The sequence below is a fragment of the Stackebrandtia albiflava genome (assembly GCF_007994225.1).
GTDB classification, from domain to species: Bacteria; Actinomycetota; Actinomycetes; order Mycobacteriales; family Micromonosporaceae; genus Stackebrandtia; species Stackebrandtia albiflava.
Map to the genome: position 1 here is coordinate 654,050 of NZ_VLLL01000006.1, position 17,596 is coordinate 671,645.

Genomic DNA, 17,596 nt, shown 5'->3' on the forward strand with positions numbered 1-17,596 from the left:
ACGGTGGTGCGCGGAGGTGACGATTTGGGTAGGGCAGGTGACGCGGTGTCGGCGTCGGAACGGTCGGGTACGGGGCGGTCACGGAGGCGTGTGCTGTGGAGACTCGGCCGCCTCTCGGTCATCACCGGGATGGTGGCCGCGCTCGGCCTCCTGCCGTTGCTGGGGGTGTCGGGGCTGGCGTTGAAGGCCGGCGCCGACGGTTTCACCTCACTGCCGGCCGACTTCACGCTTCCCCGGGTGCCGGAGGCGTCCACCCTCTACGCCTCCGACGGTGAGACCGTCATCGCGACCTTCGGTGACCAGTACCGGATCAACTCCGACTCCGAGGACATCGCCGAGGTGCTCAAACAGGCGATCGTGGCCGCCGAGGACGCCCGCTTCTACGAACACAACGGCGTCGACTCCAAGGGCATCGTGCGCGCACTGGTGTCGAACTTCTCGTCGGGAGAGGTCACCGAGGGCGCCTCCACCATCACCATGCAGTACGTCCGGCAGGTGCTGGTGTACACCGCCGAGTCGCCCGACGAGGCCGAGGCGGCCATCGAGACCTCTCCGGACCGCAAACTCCGCGAGATGCGGTACGCGCTCGCCGTCGAGCAGGCGATGACCAAGGACGAGATCCTCACCGTCTACCTCAACACCGTCTACTTCGGGCACGGCGCCTACGGCGTCGGATCCGCGGCCCGGGTGTACTTCGGCAAGAACGCCGACGAGCTCGACCTCAACGAGGCCGCCACCCTGGCGGGCCTGGTGCAGTCGCCCAGCGAGTACGACCCGATCAGCGGCGACGCCGAGGCCGCCAAGGACCGCCGCGACTACGTGCTCGACCGGATGGTGGACGTCGGCACGATCGACGCCGCCGAGGCGGCCGAGGTCGCCGCCACGCCGCTGCCGCTCCACCCCGGCACCCTCCCCGGCGACTCGGGAGCCGACGGCAGCGAGTACGGCTTCTTCGCCGACTACTTCGAATCCTGGTGGTCACGGCAGGAGCAGTTCGGCTCCACCGTCCAGGAACGGCTCGCGCTGCTCAACGGCGGCGGCTACCACATCGTCTCCTCACTCGACGTCGGACTGCAGAAGGCGGCGGAGGACGCCATCGCCGCGCAGCAGCCGAAGGACTCGCCGTACGCCCTGGGCTCGGTCGTGGTCGAGCCGGGAACCGGCCAGGTCAAGGTGATGGCGGTGAACCGCAACTACTCGGCCGACACCGAGGACAACGGCGACGGGAACTACCCCAACACCACCAACCCGCTGCTGTCGGGCGGCAGCGACTTCCACGGTTACCAGGCCGGTTCCACGTTCAAGATGTTCACGATGCTCGCCGCGCTGGAAGCGGGCATGAACCTGGACACCGCGATCTACTCACCGCATCGCTACACCTCCCAGTACTTCGGCGGCGGCGGGACCTCCTCGTGCGGCGTCTACTGGTGCCCCAGCAACGACAACACCTCCATGACCGGCACGCACAACATGTGGACGGCGTTCGGACGGTCCGTCAACACGTACTTCGTCCAGTTGGAGGAACGGGTCGGCGCCGACAAGGCCGTCGAGATGGCGGAGCGGCTGGGCCTGGAATGGACCACCGACGTGGACCGCACCCAGGCGGCGGCCGCCGTCGACTGGGGTTCGTTCACCCTCGGCGTCGCGTCGGTGACCCCGTTGCAGATGGCCGCCGCGTACGCGGCGCTCGCCGCCGACGGTGAGTACGCCGAACCCACGCCGATCGCCGAGTTGCGCGACTTCAACGGCGCCGACGTCACCCCCGAGCCGCGCACCGAGCAGGTTCTGGAACCCGATGTCGCCCGCGCCGCCGTCGACGCCGCCCGTTGCACCACCGGTTACGGGGCCGCCTCGGGCGCCTGCGCCGGCGGCACCGCCGGTCAGGTCGCCGGAATCGTGGGAGGCCCGGTCGCGGGCAAGACCGGCACCACCGACGGCGATTCGACGGCGTGGTTCACCGGGTTCACCCCGAACCTGGCCGTGGCGTCCTTCATGGCCGACCCCGACGACCCGGGCAACCTGCTGCAGCCGTGGATGACGTCGATGCCGACGAACGTGTCGGCGCAGGTCCTGGCGGCGGGTTGGCGGGCCGACCCGTCCGGTGAGTTCACGCCGCCACAGGAACTGGTCGGCAACGGTTTCAACACCGGGATCGGTCAGCCGCCCGGCGACGGGGACGAACCCGGTGACGGACCGGGTGACGACACCACCGACCCCGGCGACACCGGGGACGACGAGGATCCCACCGAACCCGTCGAACCCGGCGGGCCGGACGACCCCGGAAACCCGGGCGGACCACCCGGCGACCTCCCGGGCCTGTTCGGAAGGCGACAGACGGGCTTAGAGGCCGTCTCTTATAGCTCCAATCACATCAAGGAGCTCTCAGCCGGTCAGCCGGACGCGCCGGGCGTCGCCGACGCCGCCGGTTCGGTCTTGCGGTCGTCGGCGCGGCGGGACTTCTTCTGACCGCGTACGGGCCGCCGGGCCGGGCGCTTCGGCGCCGGTGCTGGCTTCTGCGCCGGCGCCTCCTCGTCCTCGGCGGGCACCGCCGAACCGAACCGGATCAGGTTCCCGTCGCCGTCGATGAAGGCGCCCTCGCGCATCCCGTAGCCCGTGGTCGTCGGTGCGATGAGCTGACCGGGACCGCCCTCCCACTCGCGGCACAGCGCGTCGGCGTCGTCTACGTACAGGTAGACGGCCACCTGCGAGCGCGCCGGATCGGTCTCGGGCACCTTCGCCAGGTGCAGCGCGACATGACCGCGCCGCGCGTAGGCGTAGTCGCCGCCCTCGTGCGGTGTCACGGTGAAACCGAGCCGGCTGTAGTCGGTCAACGCCGATTCGAGGTCCTCGACCGGCAGGATGGGTACCGCTGACGTGAACTCCACCATGTACCCACCATAGGCGCCTCCGCCTGCGCGGACACCGGATCCGGGATCCCGGTCCGGGCCGCCGCGGACCGTCACACCAGGACCGACGAGATCGCCTCGGACAACCGGGTGGTGTCGCGTCCGATGAGCCGGTGCAGTTGCGGCCCGACGACGTCGAGGTCGCCGCGTGCGATGCCCGCGTCCCAGTCGGCGTACAGCTCGGCGGCCGACTCCGGGACCCCGGCGTCGACGAGCCGCTTGACGTGCTCGGACGAGGACAGGTCCGAGTAGATGACGGGCTTCCCGCTCACCCGGGTGACCTCGGTGGCCAGTTCGTTCATGGTGAATCCGAGGTCGCCGGCCAGTTCGTAGACCGCGCCCGCGTGCCCGTCGCCGGAGAGCACCACGGCGGCGGCCTCGGCGTAGTCCCGGCGGGACGCGGCGGCGACCCGCCCGTCTCCGGCGCTGCCCAGGTGGACGCCGGTGGCCAGGTCGGTGGCCAGGTTGTCGGTGTAGTTCTCCAGGTACCAGCCGTTGCGCAGGATGACCGCCGGCAGTCCGGCGGCGGCGACGGCCTGCTCGGTGCGCCGGTGGTCGATGGCCAGGCCGATCCCGGACTGGTCGGCGCGCAACATGCTCGTGTAGGCGAACAGTTCCACGTCGGCGTTGACGGCGGCGGTGACGACGTTGCGGTGTTCGTTGAACCGGTTCCGCGCCGAGTCTGAGGAGATCAACAGGATGCGGTCGGCGCCGGCGAAGGCGGTCCGGAGGCTGTCGGGGTCGGTGTATTCGGCGTGGCGGATCCTGACGTCCAGGTCGGACAGCGCGACCGCCCGCGCGGGATTGCGGACGGTCGCCACGATGTCGCCCGCGGCCACCCCCCTCGCGATGAGCTGCGAGACGACTAGCCGGCCGAGCCGGCCGGAGGCTCCGGTGACGACGATCATGCTGGACCTCCCCATGTGACGACTGACTGCTGAAACCCCACCCGGTGTCGTGCCCCCTCGGTGGCTCCGCCGCCCGCCGTCGAAGCGCCGCGACGCGGGACCACCCAGCAACCAGGATCACCCATCGCGCCGGGTTTGGTCGCGGCTCGGCGCAATTGCCCGCGACGCGACCCCCGGTCCGGTACGGGCGGAACCGCCGCGACGGTCCCGCCCGTACCGTTCAGCCGACGTCGCGGCGACGGAATCCGGCCAGTCCCGCGACGGTCATGGCCGCCGCGACACCGACCAGCCACAGCACCGGGGTGAGACGCGGGTCTTCTCCCGGTATCTGCGGAATGTGGGTGAACGGCGACAGGTCGAGCGCCCACTGCGGCAGGCGCAGGGCGGCCCCGAGTTGGCCGAACACCAGGCAGAGCGTCAACGCGACCCAGGTCAGGCCGAGCAGGCGCGGCGCCAGGCCGAACAGCAGGACGGCCAGTCCGGTCAGGACCCAGATCGCGGGGAGTTGCACGGCCAGTCCCGCCGCGACCTGTGAGACCGCGGTCCCGAAGTCGTCGACGACGGCGCCGTAGGACAGTGCCATGGTCACGCCTCCGGCCGCCATCACGACCGCCGGCCCGAGGTACGCGAACAGCAGGTGACCGGTGGTCCAGCCGAGCCGGCTCACACCGGTGGCGAGCAGCTGTTCGGCGCGCAGGCCGGTCTCCTCGGCACGCGGTTTCAACGCGGCCTGGATCCCGTACCCGGCGGCGACGAGTCCGAGGATTCCCAGCATCGAGGCGATGAACGCCTCGGTGATCTCGTCGCTGCCGCCCATCTGCATGATGACCTGCTGCATGAACTCGCTGCTGTCGAGCATGTCCTGGACGCCGTCGACCATGGAACCGAGCATCAGCCCGAGCGCCGCGAAGCCGATCGACCACCCCAACAGGCCGGCCCGCTGCAACCGCCACGCCAGTCCCGTCGGGTGTGACAGGCCGGGTCCGGCTTCGGCGCGGCCGAGCCGGGTGGGCAGTACTCCCGCCTCGACGTCGCGGTGGGACTGCAACAGGAACGCGGCGGCGGTGAGCAGCAGCGTGGCCGCGGCGGGAAGCGCGAGGACCGCCCAGTCGTCGTCGGCGTAGGGCTGGAGCTGCTGGAGCCACCCGACGGGGCTCGCCCAGGTCGCCCAGGTGGCGTCGGGATCGAGGTCGCCGGTCATCCGCAGCGCGAACGCGGCGCCCAGTACGAGGAAGAACATGCCCCTCGCGCTGCCGGCGCCCCTGGTGAGCTGGGCGCAGACCGCCGCGACCGCGGCGAAGACGACACCTCCGGCGGCGTACTGCGCGCCGAGGAGCAGCGAGCCGGCGACCGCCTCGTCCTGTCCGATCATGCTGGCGGCGGCGAGCGCGCCGGTCGCCAGGCTCGCGAGCGTGACGACGACGAGGGCCGCGGTCAGGCCGGCCTGCCGGCCCACGACGGTGGAACCGAGCAGTTCCCGGCGGCCGGCCTCCTCGTCGGTCCGGGTGTGGCGGATGACGGTCACGGCGGTGACGATGCCCAGTAGGACGGGCATCATGCTGCCCCGCCAGGCGACCAGTCCGCCGATGCTGGAGTCGAACACCCGGCCCAGCAGGGCGGTGAAGGCGGGGGTGTTCTCGATGAGGCCGACCGCGGCGTCCCGGTCGGCCTGCGTGGGCCACACCTCGGTGATGCCCGGCGCCAGGGCGGCGGGTATCGCGCCGAAGAAGACGATCCACACCGGCAGCAGGAACCTGTCCCGCCGCAGGATGAACCGGATGAGTCCGCCGGTGCCGGTGAGTGAGGTCATTTCCCGGCTCCGGCGACGTCGTCGGAGTAGTGGCGCATGAACAGTTCCTCCAGCGTGGGGGGTCGGCTGGTGAGGCCGGCGACGCCGATGCCGACGAGCCGGGTGAGGGTGTCGTTGAGCCGTGGCGTGTCGACTTCGAAGCTGACCCGGTCGCCCTCGACGACGAGGTCGTGGACGCCGGGGAGGTCCGCGATGCCGTCGGGGGAGCCGGTGAGTTCGGCGCGGATGGAGGTCCTGGTCAGATGGCGTAGTTGCGTGAGGGTCCCGGATTCGACGATGCGGCCACTGCGGATGATGCTGACCCGGTCGCACAGCGCCTCCACCTCGGACAGGATGTGGCTGGACAGCAGTACGGTGCGGCCCCGGTCGCGTTCCTCGACGATGCACTCCCGGAACACCGCCTCCATGAGCGGGTCGAGTCCGGCGGTGGGTTCGTCGAGCAGGAGGAGTTCGACGTCGCTGGCCAGGGCGGCGACCAGGGCCACCTTCTGGCGGTTGCCCTTGGAGTAGGTGCGTCCCTTCTTGCGGGGGTCGAGGTCGAAGCGGTCGAGCAGTTCGGCGCGCCGCTTGGGGTCGAGGCCGCCTCGGAGGCGTCCGAGCAGGTCGATCACCTCGCCGCCGGACAGGCTCGGCCACAGGTTCACGTCGCCGGGGACGTAGGCGAGGCGGCGGTGGAGTGTCACGGCGTCGCGCCACGGGTCGCCGTCGAGGAGACGCGCCTCGCCGGAGTCGGCGCGGAGCAGGCCGAGCAGGATGCGGATGGTGGTGGACTTCCCCGCGCCGTTCGGACCCAGGAAGCCGTGTACCTCTCCCTTCGCCACCTGCAGGTTCAGGCCGTCGAGGGCGTGGGTGGAGCCGAACCGCTTGGCGAGGTTCTTCGTGGTTATGGCGTGTTCCATGCTTTTCAAGCTACACTAGTTTCACAAGTTTGTGAATATTCACCGGCACGTAAAATCGCTTCCAAGCCGACGAGGGAGAGCGAGATCATGTCCGCAACAGCACCGGCCACCCGCGACGAGACCGCCGTACGCGGATTCATCGAGACCTATTCCGCCATGATGGCCGACTACGGCCTTCCCCGGATGGCGGCACGTGTCATGGCGGCGGAACTCGCCGCCGAGGAGGACGCGCTCACCGCCGCCGACCTGGCCGAACGCCTGGGAGCCAGCCCCGCCGCGATCTCCAACGCACTCAAGTACCTGACCCACATCGGATTCCTGATCCGGGAGTCCGTGCCGAACTCACGCCGCGACCTGTACCGCGTGGCCGAACAGGACTGGTACACGCTGAGCCTGCTCAAGAGCGGACGGTTCAAGGAACTCGCCGACGCGGCCGGCAACGGCGTCGAGGCCGTCGGCGGACCCGACACCGTGGCCGGCAAGCGGCTGGGCGACGTGCACGACTTCTACCGCTTCATCCACGACCAGATGCCGATCCTCATGGAACGCTGGACCGAGAGCCGCCAGGACCCGCCGGTGTCGTCGCCGCACGTCGATGATGTGACGGCACATTGACGCATCGGCCGCCGAGCTGATGGATCGATGTATTGCCATACTCACTCGGCACTCCACCGCCCCGGGGCAGACCGCCCCGGGGTTTCGCGTATCACCGCACGAAACGGGATGGACCGCTTCACCACCTCGCCGGTAGCCTCCCGCCATGACGACACCACCGCCCGCCGAGGTGCTCCGCGCCTTCGATGCCACCGGTACGGCCCGGCCGGTGACGGGAGGGCAGGGCGTCACCTGGCGGGCCGATGACGTGATCCTGAAACCGACGTGGAATCCCGCCGAGACGCGCTGGCGGGCCGGTGTCCTCGCCGAACTGCCCGACACCGCCGACTTCCGGGTCGCCCGCCCGGTTCCGGCGACGACCGGGGACGGCACCGACTGGGTCCACGGGGGTTGGGAGGGCTGGCACGTCGCGCGCGGCCGCGAGGATCCGCACCGGGTGGACGACGCCGTCGCCACCGGACTCGCGTTCCACGCGGCACTGCGGCGGATCGACCGCCCCGGGTTCCTCGACCTGCGAGACGACCCGTGGAGCCGCGCCGACCGGATCGCCTGGGGAGAGGAACCCGCCCCCATGGCCGACCCGCTGCTCGACGCGATCCTCGCCGATTGCCGCCCGGTGCGGCTGCCGTCGCAGGCGGTGCATCCCGACCTGCTGGGCAACCTGCTCTACGCCGACGGGCTGCCACCCGCCGTCATCGACTGGCCGCCGTACTGGCGCCCGGTGGAGTGGGCCGCCGCTGTCGCGGTCGTCGACGCCCGGTGTTGGTACGACGCCGACACCGGCGTGATCGACCGGTGGTCCCGGTTGCCGGCCTGGCCGCAGATGTTGCGCCGGGCGCTCGCCTTCAGATACGCCACCGACCTGTTGCGAGCACCGGACGGGCGGGCCTCGGCCGAATCACGGCGGGTACACGGAGACCTGGCCACCCTCCTGGCGGCCCGGGGCGGTTGAGCCCGGTCACCGGTCGCGGATCCACAGTTCGTCGCCCACCAGGAAGGCGATCCGGCCGTCCGCGAGTACCGTGCCCCGGGCCTGGCCACCGGCCGCGCACGGCATCGGGTAGTCGGACCAGTCGCCGTCTCGCCAGCGCAGACCGGTGACGGGGCAGTCGCGGGCGGTGGGCGACTCCACCGTGACCACGACGTCCCCCGCGGCCGTCGTCACCCCGGCGGTCAACGCGCCCGCCCCCTCGGGGTCCACCGGTGTCCATTCGACGCCGTCGGTGGAGGACAGTGCCCTCCCGGTCGCGTCCGACTCGTCCGAGCCGAGCGCGAGGAACCCGCCGGGGTGGGCGAGCAGGGTGGTGAGCCGGAACCCGGGCACCGCCCCGTTCGAGGCCGCTTCCCAGGTCTCGCCGTCGTCGGTGGAGCGCCACAGCAACAACGCCGTCCCGCCGGAGGCCGACGTGCCGTGGCCGGCGGCGACGAGGGTCCCGTCGGAGGCGGCGGCGACCCGGCGGGCGTCGGTCGTGTCGTATCCGCGCGGTGAGGGCATGTCGACCGGCCGCCACGCCTCCCCGGCGTCGCCGGCGAGCCACGCGGCGGCGGCGCCGTCACGCGCCCCGAGGATCACGAGCCCTTCACCGGCGGGGGAGATCGCCAGCGCGGCCTGGCTGCTGCCGTCGCGCGCCAGGCGGGCGGTCACCTTCCACCGTCCGTCGCCGTCGCGGTGGGCGACCAGCCCGGCGGTCTGCTTGTCGGTCTTGTCGAGCCCGTTCCCGACGGCCAGGAGCGTGCCGTCGTCGAGGGCGATGACGTCGGCGAGGCTGGTGCCGGGGTCCATGTCGGTGGTCGCCTGCCACTGTCCGCTGAACTGCGCGCAGTCGCGGGCGGCGGTCCAGACCTTCCCCACCTGGCTCTGTCCCCGGTGGTCGGTGCCCACGACGGTCAGGCAACCGGCCGGGTCGGCCACGACGTCTCCGACCTGCGCGACCGGTGAGGCCCCGGCCGTGGTGAGGGCCTGGACGTGGCCCACCCAGCCTTCGGCGGCCACGACGGTGGCGACCTCGGCGGTGGGCTCCTCCGTCGAGGCGGCGCATCCGGTGAGTGCCGTCAGCACGCCGCAGACCACGGCGACCGGGCCGATGGACACGCGTCTTGCGGAGGGCACCCGCCGAGCCTATTCGCTTCCGGTGGGCCCCGGCGTGCCCGGGTTGCGGCCACGAAGGCGCCACGGACCGGCGTCGTCGCCGGTGGGCGGCGGCGAACCGGTTGCCCGGGTGAGGTTCCGCCGACGTAGCGTCGCGACGCGACGGGTGACTCCGGGCGGGAATGTGCTGCTTGACACACCGCACCGAAACCGTTAAGCATCTTAAGAGGTTGTTCCGGTCCCGGGTCCACGACCGGCGACCACCGAAGTCCGGCGCTTCACACGAGGTACACACATGACCACGGCGACCCTGCTCCCCCCGGACCCGGTGCCGCTGCACCGGCTCTGCGTGCCCCGCCCCGACACGGTCCCGGTCGCGGTCGGCGACTTCGACTCGATAGGCCCGGAGTCGCGCGCCGAGTACCCGCACCGGCACACCTTCTACGAGGTGGTCCTGGTGACCGGCGGACGCGGCGAACACGTCATCGACTTCGACCGGCACCGGCTCGGCCCGCCGCACCTGGGCCTCATCACCCCGGGGCAGGTGCACTACTGGCGGGACGTCACCGGTCTGCGTGGCCGGGTACTGCTGTTCTCCGAGGCGTTCTTCATCGCCCGGCCCGCCGACCGGCGGATCTGGCGGCGACTGGCGCACCGGCCCTGGCTCGCGCTGACCACCGCCCAGGCGGGCCAGCTCGACAGCCTGCTCGGCCAGATGGAGGCCGAGCACCGGGCCGCCGGATCCGACTTCGTGAGCGTGATGCAGGCGTTCCTGCACGTCCTGCTGGTGCGCGCCACCCGGGTCGCCGGTGCGGCGTCGGGCGGTCGCGAGAACGACGGCTCGGTGGCGCAGCGGTTCTCCCGGCTGCTGGCGGACGGTGACGGGCCGCCCGAGTCGGTGCGGGAGTACGCCGACCGGCTGGGCGTCTCGGCGGGTCACCTGTGCGAGGCGGTCAAGACGGTCACGGGCCGCACCCCCGGGCAGCTCATCAGGGAGTCCCGGATCCTCCAGGCGCGGCGGCTGCTCGGCGGCACCGATCTGACCGTCGGCCAGGTGTCCCGGCGGTTGGGATTCGCCGACCCCGCCTACTTCTGCCGGTTCTTCCGCCGCGAGACCGGTATGACGCCGACCGGTTTCCGCCGCGTCGTCGGGTGAAATCACCACGACACCCGAAGCAAGTCCATCGACTCTTCTCTATGTGACGCATAACGTCGAGTGCAGCGTCCGCTACCGGCGTCGGTCCGGGGACACGCCCGGACGACCGGCTCACCCCGGTCGCCCGGGCGCCCCCGGGACGACGGAGTGACCGGGCGTGGACGCCGCGGACGGGTGCCGGCGGTGGTCACGTCGCCGCCGCCGACACCCGCCGGGAGATTCGGTCCGTGCGCCGTGGCCGTTCGGTCGCGGGTGCGGATGCCGGGCGAATGGGCCGACGGGTCCCGGAGGCGGTACCCCGGGACCCGTCGGGTTCCCCGTCCCCCGCCCACCGGCGGCCGGGCGCGCCGCGACGACCACCGGCCCGACCGCCGTCACACGAGAAGGAGCACACGATGACCGAGCCCGCAGCCGACCGGCCGGAGCCGGAGCAGGCCACCGAGACCGGGATAACCCGCAAGAAGCTGCTGAAGGCGGCGATGGTGGCGTTGCCCGCCCCCCTCATCATGGCCGCGACCGCCCCGATGGCCATGGCCGGGCAGGACGGCGCCACCACCGGTCCGCTGGAGGTGACGCCGGAGTGCGACGACGGCGACGACCCGACGCCGCCGCAGATGGAGGGGCCGTACTTCAAACCCAATTCGCCGCAACGGTCCAGCCTGGTCGACGGGCCGGGCACCCGACTGACCGTGGCCGGGTATGTGTTCGGACTGGCCTGCCAACCGATCTCCGGTGTCCTGCTCGACTTCTGGCTCGCCGACAACGGCGGTGCCTACGACAACGTCACCTACCGGTTCCGCGGCCACCAGTACACGGACTCGCAGGGCGCGTTCCACCTGACGACGATCGTCCCCGGCCTGTACCCGGGCAGGACCCGTCACATCCACGTCAAGGCCCAGGCCCCCGGCCGGCCGATCCTCACCACGCAGCTCTACTTCCCGAACGAGCCGCGCAACAACACCGACGCGCTGTTCGATCCGAGACTGCTGATGACCGTCCACAGTGCCGGCGGCGGGCGCGAGGCGACCTTCGACTTCGTGTTGAACGTCCCGCAGGACCCGGGGACCGAACCGCCGCCCACGGGTGGGAGCTGGCGCGCCGGCACCTCCTACCGGGTGGGCGACGAGGTCACCTACGGCGGTGTCACCTACCGGTGCCGGATCGCGCACACCGCGACGGCGGGCTGGGAACCACCCCACACGCCCGCCCTGTGGCAGCCGGTCTGACCCACGGGAACCGGCTTGGCAATGGGAGGGTTCGGGTGGGGGCGGGTCAGCCCACGGCGACGCCGAACAGGGTCCCGATGACGTAGGTGACCGTCATGGTCAGCACCCCCACGCCCACGTTCCGCAGCACCGCCCGGCCCTTCCCCGCCCGGCCCAGGCGGGCACTGACGTACCCGGTGAGCGCCAGCGCGAGGGTGACCGCCACGGCCGTCGCCCACACCCGCCAGCCGGCGGGCGTCAAGGTCATGGCCGCCAGCGGCAGCGTCGCGCCGATCGCGAAGGACAGGCTCGACGCGCCGGCGGCGTGCCACGGATTGGTGTACTCGTCAGGATCGATGCCGAGTTCCATCTCGCTGTGGGCGCGCAGCGCGTCCCGTTCGGTCAGCTCCCGGGCGACCCTGGCCGCCAGTTCGGGCGACAGTCCCCGCTCCTCGTACATGTCGGCCAGTTCGCGTTCCTCCGCCTCGGGCATGGTGGCGAGCTCGTAAGCCTCCAACCGGACCATTGCCCGTTCCGTGTCGCGTTGCGTGCTGACCGACACGTACTCGCCGCCGGCCATCGACAACGCACCGGCCACCAGTCCGGCGATGCCGGAGGCGGCCAGAGCGGTGTGGCCCGCGTCCGCGCCGGCGACGCCGACGACGAGGCCCGCCACCGACACGATCCCGTCGTTGGCTCCCAGCACACCGGCGCGCAACCAGTTGAGGCGGCTGCCGAGTGAGGCGCCGTGTGGTTCGTGGGCGTGAGGTGTGGTCATGGCGTCGGGTGAGAGCTCCTGGAACATCGGACTGTCTGGCTCGGAACGTTCGAAAGTGCGTGGTGGCGTTGTCGTCGTCCCAGGTGGGACGCCCCTCCCCGATCAGACGCCGACAGTCTAGAAGCCCTGCCACCGCCGACCCATGTCACCCGCCGCTCCGGGAGGGCCGCAGTGCCCGGTCGATGCGGCCGGCCACCTCCCGCCAGTGCGCCAGCATCGCCTCACGTTCCGCGGCGTCCCGCAGTCTCTCCTGGTGGAAGGCGACGGTGGTGCCGGTCGCGGCGGGTATGAGCGTGATCTGGAGCGTGGTGTCGTGGTCGAGGTCGCGTGGCCGCCATGTCAGGCGGATGCGGCGGTACTCGGTGTACCCCCGGACCTCACCGGTGACGCCGTCGGCGGTCGAGTAGGCGGCGTGTCGTTCGGTCGGCAGCGTGGTGGTGTCGCCGAGCCAGACCGGCAGGCCCTCGCCCACCAGGTAGTGCCACGTGTCGGTGAGGTCGGCGGGAACCGTCCGGCGGACGCCCATCTGCCAACCGGCGTCGGCGGTGAGTCCGGTGGGCCGTGTCGGTGTCGTCATGACACCAGTATAATCGGTGTCGTGATCTCGGGACAGATTCTCACCGCCCCCGACGGCCACCGCTGGCACTTCGACGCGGGCACGCTGTCACTCGACTTCGGTTACACCGGCGACTTCGGCTGGAACGAACCGGTCTGGGAACAGTTGCACGAGGCCGGCGATCTGACGGAGTGGCTTCGTGACCACGTACACCCCGGGGTGACCGAGGCCGGCCCGGACGACCTCGCCGAAGCCCGCCGGCTGCGTGCCGCGGTGGTCGCCGCCGCACGCCACCACGTCGGAGTCGCCGACGCCGACGCCGAGGCGTCCGCCGTCATCGACGTGTTCGCCGCAGGACCCGACATTCCGCCCCAACTGGTCCCGGCGGTACCCGAAGGTGGTTGGCCGGTCCACAGTGCTCTCGCGGTCGTCGCGCGTGACGCGGTCGAGACCTTCTCGGGAGACCTGGACCGTTTCCGGATGTGCGGCGGGGAGAACTGCCGCCTGATATTCGTCGACAACTCGCGGCCCGGCCGCCGCCGCTGGTGCTCCATGCGGCGCTGCGGAAACCGGGTGAAGATGCAGGCCCGCCGCACCCGGAGGGCGGACTCCACCGCGGGCTGAACCCGGGAGTCAGCCGGTCGGCGGCGCGGGGAGGCGCACGGAACCGGTCTCCGCGCCGAGACCGTCCAGTGCCCGCAGCGCCGTGTCCACGGCCTTCTCGGTGCGGCCCTGATCGGGCTCCCCCGGATCCAGCAGCAGGGGCAGCGAGTCCAGCAGCAGCACGTCCAGATGCGGGCGGAGCCGCCGATCGCACAGGGCGGCGGCGTCCACGGACTCGTAGCGGCGCAACGCCTCGCCCAATCGGGTGGTGACGCCGCTGGACCGCCCCGACATCGGGGCCAGCCGCAGGATGCCTCGACGCAGGGTGGTGAGCGCGCGGTTGTCGCCCGTGGTCGTCCACACCGCCCGCCGCGCCGGTGAATCCGGGCGCAGCAGGATGCCGATGACGAGGCTGATCAGGTTCGCCCGCCGGTATCGCGCCGCCAGGGCGTACGCGGCCAGGCCGGATCCCACGAACAGACCGAGGAAACTACCGAGCTGGACGTGTATCGGCCGGTCCATGGCGGGCCAGCCCGCCACGACGAAACCGGTCAGCACCGCCACCGGCGCGAAGGGCGCGGCGTTGATCCGGCTGAACAGCCGCAGCGTGTCGGCGCTGATGTGGCCGTCTATCTCCAGGTCCAGGATGTCCCGCCACAGCCGGTGGTAACGGATCGCGGTACCGAACACGGCGACCGCGGCGACGACGAGCCCGGTCGCGACGGCGCGGGTCAGCATGACACCGAAGCCGGGCGGATCGGTGTCGAGGACGAAGTGGACGATCAGGATCACCAGCAGGGTTCCCGCCGTCGCCACGACCGACGCGAGCAGGAACATAGCGGCCATGAAGACCCGGTGAACGGCACCGGTGCGGTCGGCGAGACTGACCTGCGTGGAGACCACCGCGAACGCCTCGGCGACACCGATTCCCAACGCCCCGGTGATCAGCGTCCCGGTGACGAGTTGGAACAGGAATTCATACAGCACCATGTCTAAGTTCCGCTCTGCCGAGTCGTCGAGTGCCTGGAACGGTCCGGTCAGGGAGTGTAACGATCCACCGCCCGGTCGGCAGCGCCCGTAACGGATCGGACGCCACGACAGTCCACAGGGGTCGTATGTGCGGCGGTGCGGAATTCATGGGCGGCACCCGGTCGGGAACCGGGCACCGCCACTCCGAACATGTCCCGGCAACCGGGCAGACCCTCGACACGGACCTCACCGAACCGGCCGGGACGCCAGTCGGCGCGGTCGAGCCGGAGCCGTTCGATCACCCCGACCGCACCGTCACGGGCCACGCGCTCCAGCCCGTCGGGCCGGTACCCGAGTTTCTCCGACACCCTCCGGGACCGGGGGTTGTCGCTGAACGCCCCCGAGGTCGCGGTGACCGCGCCCAGGCCCTCGAACGCCAGGTGCAGCATCGCGGCCCGCATCCGGGTGCCGACACCGCCGCCCTGATGTGCCCGGCCCAGCCACGAACCGCTGTCCACCTCACCGGTTACGGCGAAGTCCACTCCGCGCATCGACTGGATGCCGACCGGCCGTCCGTCGCGGAACACCACCAGCGGAAGCGTCCAGCGGTGCGGTTCGAACGCCGACAGCAGTCGCCAGTGGTGCTGCAACACACTGCGCGCGACCGCCTCCGGCGCGCCCACGGTCCACGGCACCAGGAACGGCATGTGGTCGGCGGCGTGGACCCCGCCCGCCGCCACCTCGGCGAGCGCGGCGAGCTCCTCACCGACGGGCAGCCGCAGTTCGAGGTCACCGGGGGTCACCCGCAGTCCGTACAACGGGAGGTGGTCGATCAGCATGACCACCACCTTGCGGCGTGTCCGGCGCCACCGCCACCGGTTTACACGGAGGACGAGCCGGACGCCGTGGCGGAAGCGGCCCGCCCCGGCGTCCGGCTCGGGCCGGCCGCTCACACGATGGTCCGGAACCCGGCCGGTTCGGTCGTGAACACCGCCTCGCCCGAGGCCAGGCCGGGCAGCCGTTCCGTCAGGCCCCGGACCTCCGCCGCCCGGAGGGTGCCGCCGATCCGGTACGCCTCGCCATGCAGGCCCTGTGACGTCAGGGCCGCCCCCGCCTCGCCCAGGGCGATCAGCACCCTTCCGGCGGTGTGCGGCGGCACGTCGAGCCCGAACCGGCTGACCGGTTCGCACACGACGGTTCCCACGGTCGTCAACGCCCGCTCCACGAGCACCGCGGTGAGCGCCCGGAAGTCCCCGCCGCCGCTCAACGCGTTGTCGAAGCCGGACCGGGTCAGCGTCACACGGCAGTCGGTGACCTCCCAGCCGTGCGGCCCGCGCCGCAGCGACGTGCGCAACGACTCCTCCACGGCGGTGTGGAACGCCGCCGGAAGCGAACCCCGTTCGACCTCGATGCCGTAACGCACACCGGAATCCGGTTCGGCCGGCGCGAACCGCAGTCCGATCGTGGCGAGGTGGTGGGTGGTCGCCCACCTGCCCATCTCCTCCACGACCTCGACGGGGGCCGCCAGCCGTTCGACGTGTACGAGACGGGACGCCGAGAACGTCACCGCGACACCGAACTCCTCGGCCAGCATGGCGGCCAGCACCTGCTTCTGGATCTCCCCGTAAAGCTTCACCCGCAACCGGTTGTCCTCGGTGACCTCGGGTTGCACCAACGGGTCCCGTTCGGCGAGCGTGCGCAACGCGGTGGCGAGCCGACCGGTGTCGCCCGCGTCGACGGCGGTGACCTCGGTGTCGAGGGTCGGCCGCGCGAACAGTGCCGCCGGTCCCGCCGGCGCGACCCCGACGCCGTCACCGATACGGATCCCGGTGAGGCCGCTCACCTGCGCGATACCACCCGCCGGAACGGCCCCGGGCACCGGAACCGCCCCGTGCCGGAATCCACGCACCGACACGATGCGCGCCCGCGCGGTGGTGGTCCCGCCGTCGGCCAGCCGGTGGTGGACCGTCACCTGCCGACGCGGCCGGAGCGTGCCGCGAAGCACCCGCAACATCGCGACGTTGCGGCCGTCGGGGCCGGGTTCGACCTTGAACACCACGCCTTCGGCGGGACCGGCGGGGTCACCGGCGGCGGAGGGCAACAGTGCCGAGACGCCGTCGGCGAGATGGGATATGCCGGCTCCGGTCGCGGCCGATCCGAAGTAGACCGGACGTAGCCGTGCGGCGGCCGTGAGCCGCGCGAGGGGCGCCGTCAACTCGGGGACGGTGATCCGGCCGTCCGCGAGGTACCGGTCGAGGAGCGCCGAGTCCTCGTCGAGGAGTTCGACGGCCGCGGCGACCAGGTCGTCGTCCCGCCGGGGTACGACGGTCGCGTGCCGCCCGCCGAGTCCGTCGACCCGGTTCATCACGAGGAGGCGGGGAGACAGCGTGGCCAGGTCGTCGACCAGGGCCGTGTCGCGGGCACCCGCCCGGTCCACCTTGTTGACGAACAGGACGGTCGGGATGCCGAGCCGGTCGAGCGTGCGGGACAGCAGCCTGGTGTGGGGCTGTACCCCCTCCACCGCCGACACCACCAGCACCGCGCCGTCGAGGACGGCGACGGCCCGCTCCACCTCCGCGATGAAGTCGGCGTGGCCGGGCGTGTCGATCAGGTTGACGGTGCGCCCCGCCAACGGGAACGACACCACGGCGGACCGGATCGTGATGCCGCGGCGGCGTTCCAGGGACAGCGTGTCGGTCTGGGTGTCACCGGAGTCGACGCTGCCGACCCGGTCGATGACGCCGGTGTGGTGCAGCAGCCGCTCGGTCAGGCTGGTCTTACCGGCGTCTACATGCGCGAGAATTCCCAGGTTGAGATAGGTCAAGTGACGTGTTCCTCATGCGGACGGACAACTGGATGACTGGGGTTTCGGCCAGCTGTCGGCGCATGTCGGTCTCCTCACCTGGGATTTCGGGACAGCGTGACGCTAATCGCGTGGCGAAGCCGCCCGCAACCGGTTTTCGTCACCCGACCCGTCCCCGGCCCGGTCCGCCCTGCGGTACACGTCTGCGCGGATTCCGAGGCGAACCATTACGACCTCCGTCCGCTCATCATGGAAGCGGATCGGCTGAGCCGTGACGACCATCAGCTGTGCGAAGGACT

General features: G+C 71.5%; 16 protein-coding genes. 6 read left to right on the top strand and 10 right to left on the bottom strand.

The features are described from left to right. Positions 1 to 90 precede the first annotated feature (90 nt). The gene (locus tag LX16_RS13870; protein ID WP_244615823.1) at positions 91 to 2,466 is read left to right on the top strand and encodes a transglycosylase domain-containing protein; all 2,376 of its coding nucleotides are present in this window, start codon (positions 91 to 93) and stop codon (positions 2,464 to 2,466) included. Here LX16_RS13870 and LX16_RS13875 read toward each other — a convergent pair. The 4 genes from LX16_RS13875 to LX16_RS13890 all read right to left on the bottom strand — a co-directional run bounded on the left by LX16_RS13875 (position 2,391) and on the right by LX16_RS13890 (position 6,523). Continuing rightward, on the bottom strand, positions 2,391 to 2,888 hold the full coding sequence (locus tag LX16_RS13875) for a bleomycin resistance protein (protein WP_211354505.1): 498 nt from the start codon (positions 2,886 to 2,888) through the stop codon (positions 2,391 to 2,393). The genes LX16_RS13870 and LX16_RS13875 overlap by 76 nt on opposite strands. 71 nt (positions 2,889 to 2,959) lie before the next feature. Further along, positions 2,960 to 3,814, bottom strand: coding sequence for an SDR family oxidoreductase (locus LX16_RS13880; protein WP_147138889.1), 855 nt, complete (start codon positions 3,812 to 3,814; stop codon positions 2,960 to 2,962). Positions 3,815 to 4,034: 220 nt separating this feature from the next. Then, a complete protein-coding gene (locus tag LX16_RS26615) occupies positions 4,035 to 5,624 on the bottom strand; it encodes an ABC transporter permease (protein ID WP_158645593.1) in 1,590 nt (529 codons plus the stop codon). Beyond that, positions 5,621 to 6,523, bottom strand: a complete 903-nt coding sequence (locus LX16_RS13890; RefSeq protein WP_147138891.1) for an ABC transporter ATP-binding protein — start codon at positions 6,521 to 6,523, stop codon at positions 5,621 to 5,623. Before LX16_RS13890 ends, LX16_RS26615 begins: the two co-directional genes overlap by 4 nt. Positions 6,524 to 6,610: 87 nt before the next feature. On the opposite strand from LX16_RS13890, the gene LX16_RS13895 reads away from it, so the two are divergent. Further along, complete coding sequence (locus LX16_RS13895) at positions 6,611 to 7,138, top strand: GbsR/MarR family transcriptional regulator (RefSeq protein WP_147138892.1); 528 nt, start codon at positions 6,611 to 6,613, stop codon at positions 7,136 to 7,138. Between the two features lie 145 nt (positions 7,139 to 7,283). Continuing rightward, positions 7,284 to 8,090, top strand: a complete 807-nt coding sequence (locus LX16_RS13900; protein ID WP_147138894.1) for a TIGR02569 family protein — start codon at positions 7,284 to 7,286, stop codon at positions 8,088 to 8,090. 6 nt (positions 8,091 to 8,096) lie between these two features. Here LX16_RS13900 and LX16_RS13905 read toward each other — a convergent pair whose 3' ends face one another. After that, on the bottom strand, positions 8,097 to 9,248 hold the full coding sequence (locus LX16_RS13905) for a beta propeller repeat protein (protein ID WP_147138895.1): 1,152 nt from the start codon (positions 9,246 to 9,248) through the stop codon (positions 8,097 to 8,099). A gap of 274 nt (positions 9,249 to 9,522) precedes the next feature. Here LX16_RS13905 and LX16_RS13910 point away from each other — a divergent pair, with 274 nt between their 5' ends. Further along, complete coding sequence (locus tag LX16_RS13910) at positions 9,523 to 10,383, top strand: helix-turn-helix transcriptional regulator (RefSeq protein ID WP_147138896.1); 861 nt, start codon at positions 9,523 to 9,525, stop codon at positions 10,381 to 10,383. A 395-nt stretch (positions 10,384 to 10,778) separates the two neighbouring features. Continuing rightward, a complete protein-coding gene (locus LX16_RS13915; RefSeq protein ID WP_147138898.1) occupies positions 10,779 to 11,609 on the top strand; it encodes a dioxygenase family protein in 831 nt (276 codons plus the stop codon). Between the two features lie 46 nt (positions 11,610 to 11,655). On the opposite strand, the gene LX16_RS13920 is transcribed toward LX16_RS13915, so the two are convergent. Together LX16_RS13920 and LX16_RS13925 are read right to left on the bottom strand one after the other, a co-directional pair. Further along, positions 11,656 to 12,393, bottom strand: a complete 738-nt coding sequence (locus LX16_RS13920; protein WP_147138900.1) for a VIT1/CCC1 transporter family protein — start codon at positions 12,391 to 12,393, stop codon at positions 11,656 to 11,658. A 118-nt stretch (positions 12,394 to 12,511) separates the two neighbouring features. Then, a complete protein-coding gene (locus tag LX16_RS13925; RefSeq protein WP_147138901.1) occupies positions 12,512 to 12,943 on the bottom strand; it encodes an SRPBCC domain-containing protein in 432 nt (143 codons plus the stop codon). A 21-nt stretch (positions 12,944 to 12,964) separates the two neighbouring features. Between LX16_RS13925 and LX16_RS13930 the strand changes: the two genes are divergently transcribed. Next, positions 12,965 to 13,546 (top strand): CGNR zinc finger domain-containing protein, encoded by a 582-nt coding sequence (locus tag LX16_RS13930; RefSeq protein WP_211354506.1) that lies wholly within the window; start codon positions 12,965 to 12,967, stop codon positions 13,544 to 13,546. A 9-nt stretch (positions 13,547 to 13,555) separates the two neighbouring features. Here LX16_RS13930 and LX16_RS13935 read toward each other — a convergent pair whose 3' ends face one another. The 3 genes from LX16_RS13935 to LX16_RS13945 all read right to left on the bottom strand — a co-directional run bounded on the left by LX16_RS13935 (position 13,556) and on the right by LX16_RS13945 (position 17,318). Then, positions 13,556 to 14,515, bottom strand: coding sequence for a hypothetical protein (locus tag LX16_RS13935; protein WP_147138903.1), 960 nt, complete (start codon positions 14,513 to 14,515; stop codon positions 13,556 to 13,558). A 47-nt stretch (positions 14,516 to 14,562) separates the two neighbouring features. Beyond that, complete coding sequence (locus tag LX16_RS13940; protein ID WP_147138905.1) at positions 14,563 to 15,333, bottom strand: GNAT family N-acetyltransferase; 771 nt, start codon at positions 15,331 to 15,333, stop codon at positions 14,563 to 14,565. A gap of 110 nt (positions 15,334 to 15,443) precedes the next feature. Next, the gene (locus LX16_RS13945; protein ID WP_147138907.1) at positions 15,444 to 17,318 is read right to left on the bottom strand and encodes an elongation factor G; all 1,875 of its coding nucleotides are present in this window, start codon (positions 17,316 to 17,318) and stop codon (positions 15,444 to 15,446) included. Positions 17,319 to 17,596 lie beyond the last annotated feature (278 nt).